9 protein-coding genes are annotated in these 16,755 nt (G+C 50.7%); 5 read left to right on the top strand and 4 right to left on the bottom strand.

Features of this window, described 5'->3' with window-relative positions:
* Positions 1-13 precede the first annotated feature (13 nt).
* The 3 genes from L6H65_RS13620 to L6H65_RS13610 all read right to left on the bottom strand — a co-directional run bounded on the left by L6H65_RS13620 (position 14) and on the right by L6H65_RS13610 (position 3,242).
* Positions 14-628 (bottom strand): RNA polymerase sigma factor, encoded by a 615-nt coding sequence (locus L6H65_RS13620; RefSeq protein ID WP_236343089.1) that lies wholly within the window; start codon positions 626-628, stop codon positions 14-16.
* A gap of 122 nt (positions 629-750) precedes the next feature.
* The gene (locus tag L6H65_RS13615; protein WP_236343088.1) at positions 751-2,520 is read right to left on the bottom strand and encodes a sensor histidine kinase; all 1,770 of its coding nucleotides are present in this window, start codon (positions 2,518-2,520) and stop codon (positions 751-753) included.
* Entirely contained in the window at positions 2,517-3,242 is a 726-nt protein-coding gene (locus L6H65_RS13610; protein ID WP_236343087.1) for a response regulator transcription factor, read from the bottom strand. The genes L6H65_RS13615 and L6H65_RS13610 overlap by 4 nt, the downstream gene beginning before the upstream one ends.
* A gap of 204 nt (positions 3,243-3,446) precedes the next feature.
* On the opposite strand from L6H65_RS13610, the gene L6H65_RS26590 reads away from it, so the two are divergent.
* From L6H65_RS26590 to L6H65_RS13595, 3 genes are all read left to right on the top strand, one after another.
* Positions 3,447-4,730 (top strand): M23 family metallopeptidase, encoded by a 1,284-nt coding sequence (locus L6H65_RS26590; protein ID WP_290370426.1) that lies wholly within the window; start codon positions 3,447-3,449, stop codon positions 4,728-4,730.
* A 111-nt stretch (positions 4,731-4,841) separates the two neighbouring features.
* Entirely contained in the window at positions 4,842-5,387 is a 546-nt protein-coding gene (locus L6H65_RS13600) for a GNAT family N-acetyltransferase (protein ID WP_236343086.1), read from the top strand.
* A gap of 1,078 nt (positions 5,388-6,465) precedes the next feature.
* Positions 6,466-12,216, top strand: coding sequence for a choice-of-anchor I family protein (locus L6H65_RS13595; protein ID WP_236343085.1), 5,751 nt, complete (start codon positions 6,466-6,468; stop codon positions 12,214-12,216).
* A gap of 108 nt (positions 12,217-12,324) precedes the next feature.
* On the opposite strand, the gene L6H65_RS13590 is transcribed toward L6H65_RS13595, so the two are convergent.
* Entirely contained in the window at positions 12,325-12,612 is a 288-nt protein-coding gene (locus L6H65_RS13590; RefSeq protein WP_236343084.1) for a hypothetical protein, read from the bottom strand.
* A 429-nt stretch (positions 12,613-13,041) separates the two neighbouring features.
* Between L6H65_RS13590 and L6H65_RS13585 the strand changes: the two genes are divergently transcribed.
* Together L6H65_RS13585 and L6H65_RS13580 are read left to right on the top strand one after the other, a co-directional pair.
* Positions 13,042-14,850, top strand: coding sequence for an ABC transporter ATP-binding protein (locus L6H65_RS13585; protein ID WP_236343083.1), 1,809 nt, complete (start codon positions 13,042-13,044; stop codon positions 14,848-14,850).
* Positions 14,847-16,559, top strand: coding sequence for an ABC transporter ATP-binding protein (locus tag L6H65_RS13580; protein ID WP_236343082.1), 1,713 nt, complete (start codon positions 14,847-14,849; stop codon positions 16,557-16,559). The genes L6H65_RS13585 and L6H65_RS13580 overlap by 4 nt, the downstream gene beginning before the upstream one ends.
* Positions 16,560-16,755: the final 196 nt, after the last annotated feature.

Genomic DNA, 16,755 nt, shown 5'->3' with positions numbered 1-16,755 from the left:
GTGCTAACAGGATTCACGCCTGATGGCCGCTTCGCAGCAAGTCCTGCGGGCGTTCCCGCATGACCGCCGTGCACCATTTCTCTACATTAAGCTGAACGACCTTCTGGCGTCTGGGCTTTCTATTGCCCCGCAACAGCTCGCGAGTGCGGAAAAGCACAGATTTTACTGTCGGCAGCGTAGTATTCATATCGTCGGCAATCTCTTGCATGGCGTAGTCAAAGTATTCTGCAAGCAGCCACATTCGAATATTTCGTTCTGGAAGCCGCTCCGACAGCCACTCCAGCGTGCTAATGACTTCGGCATAGTCGGAATCGATATATGTGACGGGCTCATGCCAGAGTGCAGCAGAAGATTGCTGGCTTTTCTTGCGCCGGTATTGATCAATCCAGGTATTGCGGGCAATGCAGAGCAGGAATGACTTGGTGTCCTTCATATAGGGATTGCGCAAATAATAGACGTAGGATTTGTAGAGCGTGTCCTGCACGAGATCCTCCTCGTCCCACTTGGATTGCGTAAGATAGGAGCAGTATTTGCGCAGCGTGCTCAGGTGGGGCGATATTAATGCTTCGTAATCAAGCTGAGATCCTGCTTCCATCTCCAGACGTTCACACAATGCTGCTGTAGTCATAACGTCAGCTTGCACCTCCTTATCGATTGTTCCACATCATTTGTCTTTATTTATCGTATAGGTTCCATGCCAGGAAGAATTCGGGCCTGAGACTTGTTTCATACTGGACCATGGTCGGAGTATCAATCCCAAATCAGGGATATGCTGGTTCCCTCGCCGGGAGCCGTCTTCACTTCGATTCTACCTCCCATCGCCTGTACGAGCTCCTTGGTAATGGCCATTCCAAGACCGCTGCCCATGGGCGAAATATCGGTGCTAGTGCCGCGATAGTAGCGCTCAAACAACATGCCAGCCGTTTCGGCATCCATCCCGTTCCCGTTGTCACGGAATTCAACAGTCATCCTTTCGGTGAAGCTCGTGTGAAGGGAGACTGTTAGACGGGTGTCAGCAGGATTATGAAGGAGCGCGTTCGCCACGAGATTCTCCACGACTCTCTCAAACCATGCCGGATGAATAGAGGCGAAAAACGGATGATCACTGGTATGGCAAATGATTCTATCGCCGCCATATGCAGGGTTGGACGCAGCACGCTTCACCATTTCCTGCAAATAAGCATTCATCTCCACCTGCTCGTTCTCGCAAGGGATATCACCGTTGCGAAGACGGTACGTCAGACTAAGGTCGTTAATGAGGCCGTCCATATAGGTGGATTTCTCGGTCATCGTATGCGCGAATTGCCGGACCTCTGTATCTGACCAGCTGTAGGATTCCGCTTGCAGCATATGGGCATAGCCCATGATGGAGGAGAGCGGAGTCTTGAGATCATGTGTAACCCCTGCGATCCATTCTTCTCTTGTTCGATCTGCGATGCGGCGATGCTCCTCATCTCTGCGAAGCGTGTTCGATAGGGATTCCAGCGAATCCAACACATCCGTATAGACTCTAAACCGTCTATTCCGGACATTCTTCTTATTGCGGCTTGGACTCATCCCTTTACGATCTTTGGGTTCCTCGTAATTGCCCTGTCCCAATGCTCGAATCCAATTCAGCATATACAGAACAGGGGCGCCGAACCGATGGCCGTACCATAGCGACAAAAGAAGGAACACGATGAATGAGGAGGACAGCAGCACGGCCAATCCGGTCAGAAGCACCTTCAGCTCAGGGGAAAATAGCAATTTAGGTGCTGCCAAAGGGGCTCCGTCAGCTTCAGGGATATTCAGTACCCATGTCTGACCCGTCTCCGGCTCGTAATGAGAGGCCAGCTCCACACCGTAGTTATCCTTGTAATGGCTGCGCATTGCCAGCTCCTGGACGGTATAGTGGGAAAGCGTGTTGTCTGGCTTGTTGTATGAAGCGACCTCCGCTCCATCAGGAGCAAGCAGCTGCAGCCATGCGCCGGCATGATCGAGCTCTGCGGCCAACGGGTCTGGCAGCTTCAGAACGGGCTCCTCATTAGCTCCGGCAGGGCTGCTTGTTTCAGAATGTCTCACTATTTCCTGCAGCAGACTGTATGCTTTAGAGCGGGTCCCATAGATCAATGTATAGTTGAGGCCATCCTTCTCTTGAATCCATAGCGACAGCCTGTAGGGGAATGGCTTGACGCCGTTCCAGTAGTCGATTAATTCGCCAGGCGCGTAAGCGGTCGGCACATCGTCAGGCGTAAAATAGCTCCTTGTTATCCGTCCCCGTTCATCCATCGTCTGCAGCCAGCTTCCGGAGGATCTCACCGTTTCCAGCAATTCGGGATCGAATTGAATTCCTTCAGGCGTTGTGGTGGAGGTGGATATGAGCTTGGATAAGCCGACGGAGGCAAAATCCCGTTTCATCTCAATATCAGTCAGCTTCGTAAGCATCCAGACGATCGTTATGAAAGCGAGAATAAGGATGAACAAGCCGGCCAGTGCTAGTTGAAGGATATATCGGATCGTCAGCCGACGCTTAATGCTCATCTGGCATCTCCTTTGCGGATCAGCTTGTAGCCGAGCCCTCTGACATTCACTAGATATTCCGGCTTGCTGGGGTCTGCCTCAATCCGCTCCCGAATCCGGTGGATATGGACCATGACAGTATTGTCGTCATTGACGCTCTCATCCCCCCATACCCTTTCATAAAGCTCATTCTTGCTAAAAATCCGGTTCGGATTTCTGCAAAGGAATAACAGCAGTTGGAACACGAGGGCGGGGCAATGGGACTCCGTTCCTTCTACAGTAAGAACGCCTGACGTTTCATGGATCTGAAATCTGCCGAAATCAAGAATGGCTTCCCTTCTGGCTTCCCTTCTGGCTTCCGCCGCAGCAGGTTTCAAGTGACGCCGCAGCTGGGATTTGATCCGGGCTATAACCTCTAGCGGATTGAAGGGCTTCGTTATGTAGTCGTCCCCGCCGACAGCAAAGCCGGTCAGTTTGTCGAAATCGGAGGTTCTGGCTGTCAGGAACAGAATTGGCGCATCCGTCGTTTTGCGAAGGAAGGGGCAGACCTCGATGCCGCTTTGCCCAGGCAGCATGACATCAAGGACGATGAGATCATAGTGCTTGGCTTCGCAGGCAGTGATGGCGGCTTCTCCGCTCATTGCGGTATCGACTTCTGTGAAGCCTTCTTTGTGCAGCACAGTTTTCAACATATGGAGAATGGTCGCTTCATCGTCAACGAGCAGAATATTGGCATGAATCATAGTAGTCCACCTCTGGGTGATCGTTATTTTCTTTTGTCATCGTAACATGTAAAAGTTGACAGCAAATAAACAGAATCTTAAGTAAAGCTTAATTTATATGATTTTATCGGAATGAATTAAGCTTCTATTAAACTAAAGTTTCATAACAGGCAAGATTTAGGGGCTATAATCAAATTTATTCTATTCAAATATGGGGGTGCAGGAATGCGTGTGAAGAGAGGGAAAACCGCCGCGATGCGGCTTGGAATTGCTATCGTGCTGCTGACCGCTACATTGACGGCATGCGGAGGCAATGCGGAGAATGGCAGCAATGGAAGCGAAGGAAGGGAGCCTGTTGGGAGTGGAGTGAATGAGGGAGCGGATAAGAACGGAGGGAGTGGAGTAAGTGAGGGAGCGGATAAGAATGGAGGGAGTGAAGTGAGTGAGGGAGCGGATAAGAATGGAGGGAGTGAAATGAATGAGGGAGCGGGCAAGAATGGAGGGAGTGGAGTGAATGAGGGAGCGGATAAGAATGGAGGGAGTGGAGTGAAGGAAGGAACCGGAAGGAAAGGAGAGAGTGAAATGGAAGCCGGAACTGGCAAGAAGGGAGGGGGCAAGAAGCAGGGGGATGGAGCAGGCGGTACGGCACTTGTGAAACCTGAGGAAACCGCTCAGGTGATGTTGAACGGCGAATATGCTCGATTGTATGAACAGTTCAGCCAAGAATTGCAGCAGGCGGTAACTCTCGCAGACTTCAAAGGAATGGGCGAGTTTTTTTTGCAGGATATTGAAGCGTTTCAGAGCCCAACTGTGCTTTCCCTGAATGGTATGGAGCGTTATGTGTGGATGAATAAGGAGGAGACGAAAAGCCTCATTGCTTCCTATGATCAAGAAGGCACAATCATTGGCATACAAATCCAGCCGGTAACATCCTATCCGGAGAGTGATGCGGCGAAGACGAAGCTGAGCTACGGGCTTCCTTTTAAAGGGGAGTGGCTTGTTTTCTGGGGAGGCGATAATGAGATGCATAACTATCATTACGCGATTGAAGGACAGCGTTACGCGTATGATTTGATAATGGCGAAGGACGAATATTCCTTCAATGGAGATCCAGCTCTTAATGAAAGCTATTATGCTTTCGGACAGGCTATGCTTGCTCCAGGGGATGGGAAGGTCGTGATAGCTGTGAATGACATCGCTGATAATGAACCAGTAGGTACGATGAACAGCAGTCAGCCTGCCGGCAATTATGTGGTCATTGATCATGGAAATGGGGAGTTTAGTTATTTGGCACATTTGCAACAAGGGTCCGTGAAGGTGAAGAAGGGGGAGCGCGTCAAGAAAGGGCAGGAGATTGGCTTATGCGGCAATTCTGGTAATTCGAGCGAGCCCCATCTGCATTTTCAGGTATCGGATGGTCCCGATCTATTCACCTCCAAGGCGATATCGGTCACCTTCGACGGAGATGTTGAGATGATCCAGGGAGATTATAGGAAAGGCGGAGAATAGGTGGAAGGAAGTGTGGTATAATTTAACTTTAATGTGCGCTGCTCCCTTCGGGATAGGGGATAGGAGTGAGTGTGCTATTTTAGAGAGAAGATTAGTGTAGGGGGTAATTCGATGTTCGAGCCATTGCCATCGAGCTGGAAGACGGAACGTCTGCATATGGAGGATTTAACAGCAGAGCTCGTTCTACAGGTACAACAGTTATATGAATCAAGTCAGTATTTGGGGGAATGGGACGGCAATATTGAGCGGAAACCCGATTATATTATGAAATGTCTGGCTGAGGGTGAACTGCCGCCTAACGGGAAGAAAGAGAATTATAGGATGCAAACGATTAAACGGCTTGAAGATGGTCGTATTGTCGGATATTTCACAATCTATCATGGGTTTCCCAATGATGACATTACATACATAGCATTCATGTATATCGATAGGAGCTGCCAGAGGCAAGGCTATGCGGCAGAGGTCATTAAGGGTTTGACCAGCGAATTGACACGCTTGAATTATCGGGCGATCCGGCTGAATGTCGCGCTAAAGAATTGGCCTGGAATCCGATTTTGGCTCCATTCCGGGTTTACGACAATTACAACCATTCACGGAGACGTGGAATGCTCAGAGCATACCTTTGCCAATATAGAGCTGGAACGAGTCATTAGGTGAATGTTGGCCGATGCGTTCGATTCGTTATTCGACGGTAGACCGAGTCATAGAGCGACAGATTCGCAGAGTCATAGAATAATAGAGACATAGAGTCGTAGAGTCATAGAGACATAGAGACATAGAGACATAGAGACATAGAGACATAGAGACATAGAGACATAGAGTCATAGAGATATAGAGATATAGAGACATAGAGTCATAGAGTAACAGATTAACACAGAGTACCAGAGTACCAGAGTAAACTATCCTCCTTGATTATTGAAGGAACTATGCAGCCGCACCTTTCAAGGGCGGTTTTTTTTTGCGTTACAGCGCCAACGCAGTCAATCTTGGCGCACCCAGCGGGGCTGTAAAACGGAAAAACATGCTTACAGCGCAGAAAACAAAATTCTCGCTAGCTGTAAGCCCGAAAAACCGTGCTACAGCGCCGATGCAGCCAAACTTGGCGCACCCAGCGAGGCTGTAAAACGGAAAAACATGCTTACAGCGCAAAAAACAAATTTCCCGCTAGCTGTAAGCCCGGAAAACCGCGCTACAGCGCCGATGCAGCCAAACTTGGCGCACCCAGCGGGGCTGTAAAACGGAAAAACATGCTTACAGCGCAGAAAACAAAATTCTCGCTAGCTGTAAGCCCGAAAAACCGCGCTACAGCGCCGATGCAGCCAAACTTGGCGCACCCAGCAGGGCTGTAAAACGGAAAAACATGCTTACAGCGCAAAAAACAAAATTCCCGCTAGCTGTAAGCCCGGAAAACCGCGTTACAGCGCCGATGCAGCCAATCTTGGCGGACCCAGCGGGGCTGTAAAACGGAAAAACATGCTTACAGCGCAAAAAACAAAATTCCCGCTAGCTGTAAGCCCGAAAAACCGCGCTACAGCGCCAACGCAGTCAATCTCGGCGCACCCAGCGGAGCTGTAGAGCGGAAATCCGCTTACAGCTGAGCCGAGTTAGCAGCGCGTGGGCTTTGCCAACAGCATTTTCGCTTGCTTTTACAAAAAAGATAAATTGTCAGGTGCTTGTATTAACAATTGACTCGTACAATGGACAAGAATCAAAACGAATAGGGAGTGGTTGCGGTTTGAAAAAGAGAGGAAGAAGAATACTTTCGCTGCTGTTGGCGGCAGAGCTGCTGGCAGGCTCGATTTTGGCCGGGGGCGCAGTCATGGCAGATGCATCACCCCTTGCAGGAACGCCTTATGCGGTGGATGGCAGCTATGACGTTACGGTTCCTCATGTCTTTATCAACCAGATATACGGCGGTAATAAGAACAGCTCTCTTGACACAGGGGCGACAGTATCCAATGGTTTTATCGAGCTTTATAATCCGACAGGCAGCGATGTGCAGCTAAGCGGGTGGTCGCTCCATTATGCGGCGAATGCGGATGAGAATGCGGCAGGAACTACGGGAGCATGGGAGAAGCTGGATCTTACAGGTACGATTAAAGCGCACTCCTCTTACCTTATTACAGGAAATGCAACGGGAGCGAGCGGTCCCGCATTGAATATTGTGACGAAAGGTGATCAGTCGTTTGATCGTCTTATCTATAGTAAATCAATGAAGGTTGCTCTAATGAGCAATCAGAACACACTGGCAGATGCCAACCCATTCTCTGTCAATCCAAAGACGGATGGTTATGTGGATATGGTTGGTACTGGCGGCAATGATCCAGGGAATAGCATTGATGGCTACGAGTCCGATTATCCTACGGGAGATGCCGAAGGGAAGTCGAAGAAGAAAGGGATCGTTCGCAAGTCACTAACAGACACGGACAACAATAAGGCCGACTTCGAACAGATCGATTATTCGGCAGTAAGTAGCGATGTGCTGAGTGCGAAAGGACCTAGAAGCAGTGCAGACGGCCCATGGACGGGTGCTGTCACGCCATCGTTTGGCATCTCGACAGAGTCGCTGGTCGATGCTTATGTCGGCACGCCTTATACGGTAACTACAGCTGTATATGGCGGTACAGCTCCTTACTCCTACAGCGGAACGGGTCTGCCATCCGGGATTACAATCGATGCGGGAACAGGCATTATTGCGGGAACGCCTGATGCAGGCTCAGAAGGTACGGCTGCTGTCACGATCCAGGTGACAGATAGCGCAACGCCTGCTGCTATGACGAGCAGAACGCTTTCTTTGAGCGTCAAGCCAGCTCTGCCTGCTGGATTCGCCGATACGCTGACTATCGAGCAAATTGGCCATTATTCGGTAGGTGTATCCAACAAGGACGGCGGAGTTGCTGAAATTGTGAAATATAATAGAGACAACGAAAAGTTCTACCTGGTGAACGGGGCGACAACGCCGCCGACGCTGGATATCGTTGCCCTGGCAGCGAGTCAATCGCTCCAGAAGGAGAGGTCCATTGATGTTAAGTCGCTTGCCGAGACGGACGGGTTCAGCTTTGGCGATTTGACCAGTGTCGATATCAATACGGAAACGAAGCGGATTTTCCTTGCGGTGCAGGAAGCGGATCATATGGCCATGGGGAAAATTCTCGTGCTCGATTATGACGGGAATCTGCTGAACACCTATGAGTCAGGCATTCAGCCGGATATGGTGAAATCGACCTCTGACGGCAAATATGTCCTCAGCGCCAATGAAGCGGAGCCGCGCACGACTGCGAGCGACCCTGAGGGCAGTGTAACGATCATCGATACGACGACGAATGCTGTGACGCATGTGAAGTTCGACGATCCGTCTGTTATTGATGAGCTTGTCCATATTCGTGGCGCATCGGATGCTGTAACGGGCAAAATTACGAGCAGCAGCGGCGATAAAGCGGATGCGCTGTTTGATCTGGAGCCGGAATTTATTACGCTCTCGGCGGATGATGCGGTGGCGTATGTCTCGCTGCAGGAGAATAACGCGATCGCAGTGATCGATATTCCGGCAAAGACAGTCAAGGCTGTCAAAGGATTGGGCTACAAGGATCTTAGCGATCCACGTAACGCTCTGGATTTGGTGAAGGATGACAGCATTAAGCTGGAGAATGTCCCCTTCCTTGGCATGTACATGCCTGACGGCATTGCATCGCATAGCTATAACAATGGCAAGACCTATCTGTTTAGTGCCAATGAAGGGGATGTAACGGAATGGCCGGGCAGAGAGGGCGGTACGACGATCAAGGATTTGAAGAGCAGTCTGAATCCTGCTTCGCCGGCGGCGATTTTCCTGAGTGGCAACACAACGTACGATAAGGCAGAGGTTGCCGGCGATATGAGCAAGGATGGCGTATATATGTACGGCGGACGCTCCTTCTCGATCTGGAATGCCGACACGATGGCACAGGTATATGACAGCAGAAGTGATTTTGAGACCATTACGGCTCAGCGGCTTCCGAATAGCTTCAATGCCAGCAATAGCAAAACCGCTATGGATGACAGAAGCGCGAAGAAAGGTCCAGAGCCGGAATATGTGACTGTTGGCGAGGTTGGAAGCAAGGTGTTCGCATTTGTCGGGCTTGAGCGCATCGGCGGCATTATGACCTATGATGTGACGGACCCGGACCACCCGGTTTTCGCCAATTATATCAATACGCGCGTATTTGCGCCGAAGGATAATGTAAATACCGACACAGGTCCCGAAGGGCTTGAATTTATTCCTGCTGCGGACAGCCCGACGGGTCTTCCGCTGCTGCTCGTAGCCAATGAGGTTGGCGGCACGGTTAGCGTTCTCCAATTAAATGTAACAAAGGTTGCTTTGGATAAGCAGTCTCTCTGGTTGTCTCCAGGGGATGAGGCTGTGCAGCTCAATGCCGCTGTCACCCCTGTGGGCGGAAGCGCAGCGACTGTGGCATGGTCATCCTCGGATGCCAACGTGGCAACGGTTGATGCTGATGGCAGAGTAACGGCTGTTGCTGAAGGGACGGCAATCATTACCGCGATCAGCAGCGACGGCTTTGGCTCGGCGGCTGCCTCTGTCAAGGTAGGACCTTGGAAGCTGACGGTGATGCATACGAATGATACCCATGCTCATCTGGCTGACGCGCCGAGACGGGCGACGCTTGTGAAGCAGGTGCGCGAGGAAGCGGGAGATAGTCTGCTTCTGGATGCAGGAGATGTGTTCTCAGGCGATCTTTATTTTACAAAATGGTTCGGTCTGGCGGATCTGGCGTTCATGAACTATATGGGCTACGATGCGATGACGTTCGGCAATCATGAGTTCGACCAAGGTACGGGGGCGCTGGCGAATTTCGTCTCCAAGGCGAAGTTCCCGCTAGTCAGCTCCAATGTTGATCTTGCGGCAGACAGTCACATGAGCCCGCTGTTGAAGGCGCCAAGGACGATTGAAGCGGGCGCACCCAAGACAGTGGAGCAGGCGGGTGTGTATCCCTATGTTGTGCTGAATGTGAACGGCCATAAGGTCGGGGTGTTCGGACTGACGACCGAGGACACGAAGGAGACCTCCAGTCCGGGCAAAGACGTTGTGTTCAACGATGCAGTTGCCTCTGCTGCACAGACGGTTGCAGCTATTGAGGCGGAAGGCATCCATATGATCATTGCCTTGTCTCATCTGGGCTACAACCGAGACAAGTCGCTGGCAAAAGAGGTTGAAGGCATTGACCTGATCGTAGGCGGGCATACGCACACCAAGCTGGATACGCCGGATGTCATTGTAGACAGCGAGCATGGTACGCCTACTGCGATTGTTCAGGCGAATGAATGGGGCAAGTTCCTTGGACGCGTTGATTTGGCATTCGATAATAAGGGTGTTCTGTTGACAGGCGAGGGGCAGCTGAAGGGAAGTCTCATTCCAGTCAACAGCTCCGTAGCAGAGGACGAGATGGCCAAGAGCATGCTTGCGCCATACAATGCAGAGCTGGAAGTGCTGAAGAAACAGGTTGTCGGCAAAACAACCGTCGTTCTGGACGGTGACCGCAGCAATGTTCGCGCGAAGGAAACGAACTTGGGCAATTTCATTGCGGATGGCATGCTTGCAAAAGCGAAAGTGTTGAAAAATGCGGATGTCGCTATTATGAATGGCGGAGGTATCCGTGCGTCGATTGATGAAGGTGACATTACGATGGGCGAGCTGCGCACGGTTATGCCGTTTGGGAACACGCTCTACGTGCTGGATGTGACGGGGCAAGCGCTTAAGGATGGCCTGGAGAACGGGGTCAGCGGTGCGAAGCTGACGGATTTGCCGGGCAAATTCCCACAGGTGGCAGGTCTGCGCTTCAAGTGGGACCCGAGCCAGCCGGCGGGCAGCAAAGTGTATGATGTGGAAATCAAGAATGGAAACGGCTATACGCCGATTAATCTTACGGCTACCTACCGTCTTGCGACGAACAGCTTCGTGGCGAATGGGGGAGATGGCTACGCCTCTTTCGCCAAAGCAATCGCAAACGGAGCGTATCATGAGGATATGGGATACCCGGATTACGAGATTTTCATGGAGCATGTGAACACACTTGGAGGCACGATAGCGCCTGTCGTTGACGGACGTATTGTGGAGAAAGCGAAATCTTCCGGTGGCGGCGGCTATGTTCCTCCTGTAACGAATCCGAACACGGAGCAGAAGCCTGATCCTGGAACGGGCGGCGGCACAGGTACGGGTACGGGGAATGGTGCAATCGAATTGTCCGGCAACGCGCTGCAAATTACCGAGGGCAAGAATACGGCTGGCGGGGCGGTTACTCAGATCGTTGTCAAAGCGGATGAGCTGAAGAACGCTCTTGACAAGGCGCTTGCTGGCGCCGCTTCCGGGGCCAAAGCGGAGGTGGTCATCCCCGCACAAGCAGCCGGTGGAGCGACAGAGGTAACACTGCCTGCTGAGGCATTGGCTGCAGCGGGCAATGGAAACAGCAACGCTGTAATCGTTATTCATACAGCGGCTGCAACCTATGTGCTTCCGCTGAATGGTCTTAACTTGGGCGCAGCAGCAGGTGGCGCATCACTGAACAACGCCAGCATCAAAGTATCCATTGCCCCCATAGAAGACAGCATGCTGCAAACGCTGAAGGCAAAAGCACAGTCGCTCGGTGCAGAGCTTGCGCTTGACGCGGCAGTTGAATTCAAGGTAACTGTTGCTGCGGGGGGCGGGGAGAAGGAACTTGTGGATTTTGGCAAAACCTATATTTCACGCTACATCTATTTGCCTTCCTCTACGGATATAGCTTCGGCCACGGCTGTCATGTATGACGAAGCGTCGGGTGAACTGGTTTTCGTTCCAGGGGTGGCAGTCACAGTGAACGGAAAACCTGCGATGGAGATGAAGCGTCCGGGGAACAGCATTTACTCGGTTATTCATTATAAGAAGGACTTCACCGATCTTGTCGGGCACTGGGCGGAAAAGGACATTGAGACGATGGCCTCCAAGCTGATTGTCAAAGGTATGAGCGAGAAGAATTATGCGCCGGGCAAAGCGGTGACAAGAGCTGAATTCACCGCTATGGTTGTTCGCGGGCTGGGTCTCAGTGTGAACAGCAATGCATCGAGCTTCACGGATATTGCACCGGATGCATGGTATGCAGGAGCGGTTGGTTCGGCAGTGAAGTTCGGGCTTGTGAACGGCAAGACGGCGGACAAATTTGCGCCGAATGCGCAAATTACGAGGGCTGAGATGGCTGTGATGATCGCTCGCGCCATCGAGATTATCGGATCGGCCGAGAATAAGTCCAGCAGTGTGAATAGCACAGCAACGCTCGGTAAATTCACGGATCATTCCTCTATCCCTGAGTGGGCGGCAGAGCAAGCGGCCATGCTCGTGGATAAAGGGATTATGCAGGGCAGCACAACGGGCGCTTTCGCACCTGCGGATAACGCTACCCGCGCACAAGCGGCAATTATTTTGTTGAGAGCTTTGAAGGAGCTTGGTTTTATAGCGTAAAGCAGTGAGGGCTAAGAAGGTAAATAATTGAGGGCCGTCCCATGAGCAGCAGATATGCTGCTTGTGGGGCGGCTTTTTTGTTTTAAGGAGCGAGGGATCGGATTCGGTTTAACTCCTATCCAGGATTTCAACGGACTTTACTTTAATCTTCTCCGTAACCCAAACATCATCTTCTAATGTGCTATATAATACAAATTTGACAGATTGCCCAACCTTTAATTTATTGTAGTCCTTATATTTAATTTCTGTAGACTCATTGAGATATACATAACCTTTGTTTTCATCGATTGAGGTAATTTTACCGGATATTTCAAACTCACTGCTTTTGTAATCGTTGCAGCCCGTTATCACAACGCCTATACAAATAAATATTGTAAATAATAATTTGCTGTTCAATACGTGATACCTCCCTGTGCTCCTATTATATTGAATAAGACTGTATTCATTCTGAATAAGTTGCACTAAGGCGGACGGAATTGAGGGCTGTCCCATGAGTATTCTTACTTGTGGGATGGTCTCTTTTTGCGAAAAAGAGCTTCCTTTTTATAGACCAGATTTAATGGAGTATCGAGATAGGGGGCATAAGTAGAGGGACTGTAAACGCGACAGATGTCAGACACCAATTATGGTATGAAGCCATAAAAATATTTCTTTTATATATTTATCGAATAATGTATATTAATAACAACTTTATGAAGGTCCCAATATTTAGGTTATAATGAATAACCGTTGATTACTAGGAATCATGATGGTGTTACTACCAGCGATAGCGGGCAGAACCGTCCTTATTGAATTAAATTTGACCCGAAGGAATGAATCTATCACATGTTATCACAACCTAAGCAAGCTGATGCCGAGAAAATGATTGCTGCAAGCAAGGAAAGTCCGCTCTGGTCTGTCTATCTCTGGGTTCTTTCCTACATTCGCCCCTATAAGGGGCTATTCGTGTCGCTGCTGCTGTGCGGCGCGCTGGTCACGGGGATCGAGCTTGTTATTCCGATGTTTATTCGGTATTTCATCGATCATATTTTGCCGGATCGCAAGATTCAATTATTTTATACGCTGATCATTGCCATTGCTGTACTTATTATCATTATGATCGCATTAAGCGCGCTTAGAGTCATTCTGCAGCGAAATCTGCAGGAGAAGGCGGCGAGCGATTTGCAGTACGGGATGATGAAGCATCTGCGCGCGCTGGGCTTCTCCTATTTCGACAGACATGCTGTGGGTGAAAGCCTCTCTCTAGTGAATACGGAAGTGAGCGCTGTTGCTAATATGTATCGGAAGCTGCTGCCGATGATGGTTAATGAGTTGGTCTTCGCGATTCTGGCGCTGGGCTGTATGATGGTGATCAATGTCAAGATGGCGCTCATTATTTTGCCTTGTCTGCTGCTCTATTATGTTGTCGGTCCTTACTTTGAGAAGAGAGCTACCAAGAGTGAGAAGGAATGGGCAGAGTCTCGGGTGGATTACAATCGGAAGGTGTACGAGAGTGTTGCTTCCTTAGCTGAGCTGCGGGCGAGCGCTGCGGAAGATTGGGACAATGCCAAGCTGACGGAAGCCAGGCATAAGATGGATCGCGGTATGATCACGACCTTCTGGTATTCCTTCTGGAGAGGCTCTGTCCGCCGGTTGTTGAATTACGCTGGATTAATTGCGGTATTCATCTACGGCTTCCATCTGTATAAGCAAGGGTCGCTCACGGTGGGCGAATTTTCTGCTTTTCTGCTTTATTATTTCAACGCGCTGTTCAAGCTTACGTTGGTCATTACAACGATTACAGAGCAGAGGATGCTGATGTACCAAGCACGCCGCTTGTACGATTTCGTGCATCTGAAGCCGGAAATTAAGGAGCCGCTGAAGCCGGCTCTGCTAGGGGAAGTAAAGGGAGCCATTGATTTCAACGATGTTTCTTTTGCCTATGTGCAGGGACAGTCGATATTGGAGCATTTCAGCTTGAGCGTTCAGGCAGGACAGCGAGTGGCTTTCGTAGGGGCAAGCGGCGGCGGCAAATCGACGCTGCTCAAGCTGATCGGGCGCTTCTATGATCCCAGTATGGGAAGTGTTCTGCTGGATGGAACGGATCTGAGAGATCTGTCGCTGGCACAGCTTCGGAATAGTCTCGGCTTTGTTTTTCAGGAGACGTATTTGTTCGGGGCGAGTGTGATGGAAAATATCAGATTCGGAAATCCGGATGCATCCGATGAAGAGGTTGTGCTTGCGGCACAAGCGGCCGGTGCGGATGCGTTTATCTCCCAGATGCCGCAGGGCTACGATACGATGGTAGGAGAGCGGGGGATCAAGCTGTCCGGCGGGCAGAAGCAGCGCATCTCCATCGCGCGCATGTTCGTGAAGAATCCATCCATTGTTATTCTCGATGAGGCGACCTCGGCGCTGGATAATCGGATTGAGGATGAGGTTCAGCGGGCGTTGGAGCGATTGCTTATGGGAAGAACGACCATAGCCATTGCACACCGGCTGTCTACGATTGAGAATTTCGACAAAATCGTTGTTATCGAGAACGGAAGAGTCGTTGAATCAGGAACCTATCAGGAGCTGCTGCTGCAACAGGGCGCCCTGCATGGACTTGTTCATGGACAAACAGCAGAGAGAGTGGAGCAGGAGGCACTATGAGAACGATACGATGGCTTTGGAAATACAGTTACCCGATCAAATGGATGCTGCTCTTGTCCGTCATCCTGCTGACCATGGAATCGCTGGCGAATATTGCGGCAATTGCGCTCCAGCAAAGGCTGATCGATCACGTCTTCGTGGAAGGCAAATACGAGGAGTTTGCGGGCATTCTCATTCTGATGGGCATCGCGTTCGCGGCACATGCCGCTTTATTCACCTTGGGGCCGCATACGGTTCATTTGAACATGGCTTATTTCCACAGCAAGCTGGCGGGCAATCTGATAAAAGTTCTGCATCGCATGCCGATCTCGAAGCTTCATAAGGAAAGAACGGCGAATTTCGTGCATTATTTCTCCAGTGATGTCGAGCATGTATACGGTTTGCTGGGCAGCGACATCCCTCGGGCGATTCAGCAGGGCATTCAGGTGCTCGTGCTTATGGGAATTATCGCTTATGCGAATCCGGGCATGCTGCTTGTGCTGCTCGTTCTGACGGTTCTTTATATTTACTTGGGCAGGTATTTCGCTCCGCGGATCAAGGACGCTGCCAAGGGGATTCAGGAGAGCAAGTCGGATCTGCTGCTCCATATGGAAGAAGGGATCTCGGCTACCCGCGAGATTGTTGCTTTCCACCGGGAGGAGTGGGAGGAGCGGAAGTACGGGTCTATATTCAAGAAATATTTTGACGCGATGATGAGGGAAGGCAAGCTGCTGAATTTGAAAATGGTATTCACTGATCCGCTCAAATGGGGAATCAGTCTGCTCATGATCGGGTATGGCGGGTACCTGGTCATTCAAGGAAGCGTGTCGATCGGAACTTTCATCGTAATTTACCAGCTCTCCACTCAGCTGATGGATGGCACGCAGGTTCTGTTCAATACGTACATGGGGCTGTCGGGTAGAATGGCCAGTGTGGAGCGGCTTCGCGAGCTATTCGATGGGGAACCGTTCAAGGATGGCTACCGCAAGCTGGACGGACCCCTGCAATCGCTGGTCTTTGAGGATGTTCGATTCTCTTACGGGCCTGATATGCCAGAGACGTTGAAAAAGCTTAATATGGAGCTTCCAATCGGGAAGAAGATTGCCTTCGTCGGGCAAAGCGGGGGCGGCAAGTCCACGATAGCGCAATTGCTGATTCGTTTCTTCGATCCTGTGGAGGGGACAATACGGGTAAATGGCATTCCTCTGGCGGACATTGCGCGCAAGGAGTGGATGAGCCGTGTCGGTATTGTGTTCCAGGACCCGTATATTTTCCAGGAGGATATTCGCAGCAATCTTATGATGGGACTGCAAGCCTCGGATACAGCAATGAAAGAGGCCTGCGTATCTGCCGAGATCGATTCCCAGATTATGAGCATGTCGGAAGGGTATATGACCCAGCTCGGTGAGAGAGGCATTACACTGTCGGGAGGCCAGCGGCAGCGGGTGACGATCGCCAGAGCGATTCTCCGCAATCCCGAAATATTGATTATGGATGAGGCGACCTCTGCTCTCGATATGGAGACGGAGCGAAGAGTACAGGAGAATCTGGATCGTCTGCGCTCGGGCAGGACGACCATTATTATTGCGCATCGCCTATCCACGGTCCAGAATGCGGACCGCATCTATGTGCTAAGCGGGGGCGAGATCGCAGATGCGGGAACACATGAGGAGCTCATGGCGAGAAGCGCTCTATATATCGATTTGGTGCAGAAGCGTGAGATTTCTTAGTATTATAAGTTCAGCATCGATTGGGATAAGAAGAGCAGTACGGTTACGGTGAGCGGGGTTATAGAGCTAGTATTGACGTGCATGGAATGGTCGTTGTTAGACGATCAGTTCATGCGCGTTTTTTTGTTAAAGATTGTATAAAGCTTCCGCAAGCTGCGATCAAGGTCCCAGTGCTTTGGATACTGCTGCGACATGC

Origin of the sequence: Paenibacillus plantiphilus, assembly GCF_927798095.1 — a bacterium.
GTDB classification, from domain to species: domain Bacteria; phylum Bacillota; class Bacilli; order Paenibacillales; family Paenibacillaceae; genus Paenibacillus_Z; species Paenibacillus_Z plantiphilus.
Note: the sequence above shows the minus strand (reverse complement) of the source record. Positions and strands in the feature narration are given on the sequence as shown.

Excerpts from the sequence above, each read along its gene's own strand:
- L6H65_RS13620 (WP_236343089.1), bottom strand. The coding sequence starts at position 628 with ATGACTACAGCAGCATTGTGTGAACGTCTGGAGATGGAAGCAGGATCT.
- L6H65_RS13615 (WP_236343088.1), bottom strand. The coding sequence starts at position 2,520 with ATGAGCATTAAGCGTCGGCTGACGATCCGATATATCCTTCAACTAGCA.
- L6H65_RS13610 (WP_236343087.1), bottom strand. The coding sequence starts at position 3,242 with ATGATTCATGCCAATATTCTGCTCGTTGACGATGAAGCGACCATTCTC.
- L6H65_RS26590 (WP_290370426.1), top strand. The coding sequence starts at position 3,447 with ATGCGTGTGAAGAGAGGGAAAACCGCCGCGATGCGGCTTGGAATTGCT.
- L6H65_RS13600 (WP_236343086.1), top strand. The coding sequence starts at position 4,842 with ATGTTCGAGCCATTGCCATCGAGCTGGAAGACGGAACGTCTGCATATG.
- L6H65_RS13585 (WP_236343083.1), top strand. The coding sequence starts at position 13,042 with ATGTTATCACAACCTAAGCAAGCTGATGCCGAGAAAATGATTGCTGCA.
- L6H65_RS13580 (WP_236343082.1), top strand. The coding sequence starts at position 14,847 with ATGAGAACGATACGATGGCTTTGGAAATACAGTTACCCGATCAAATGG.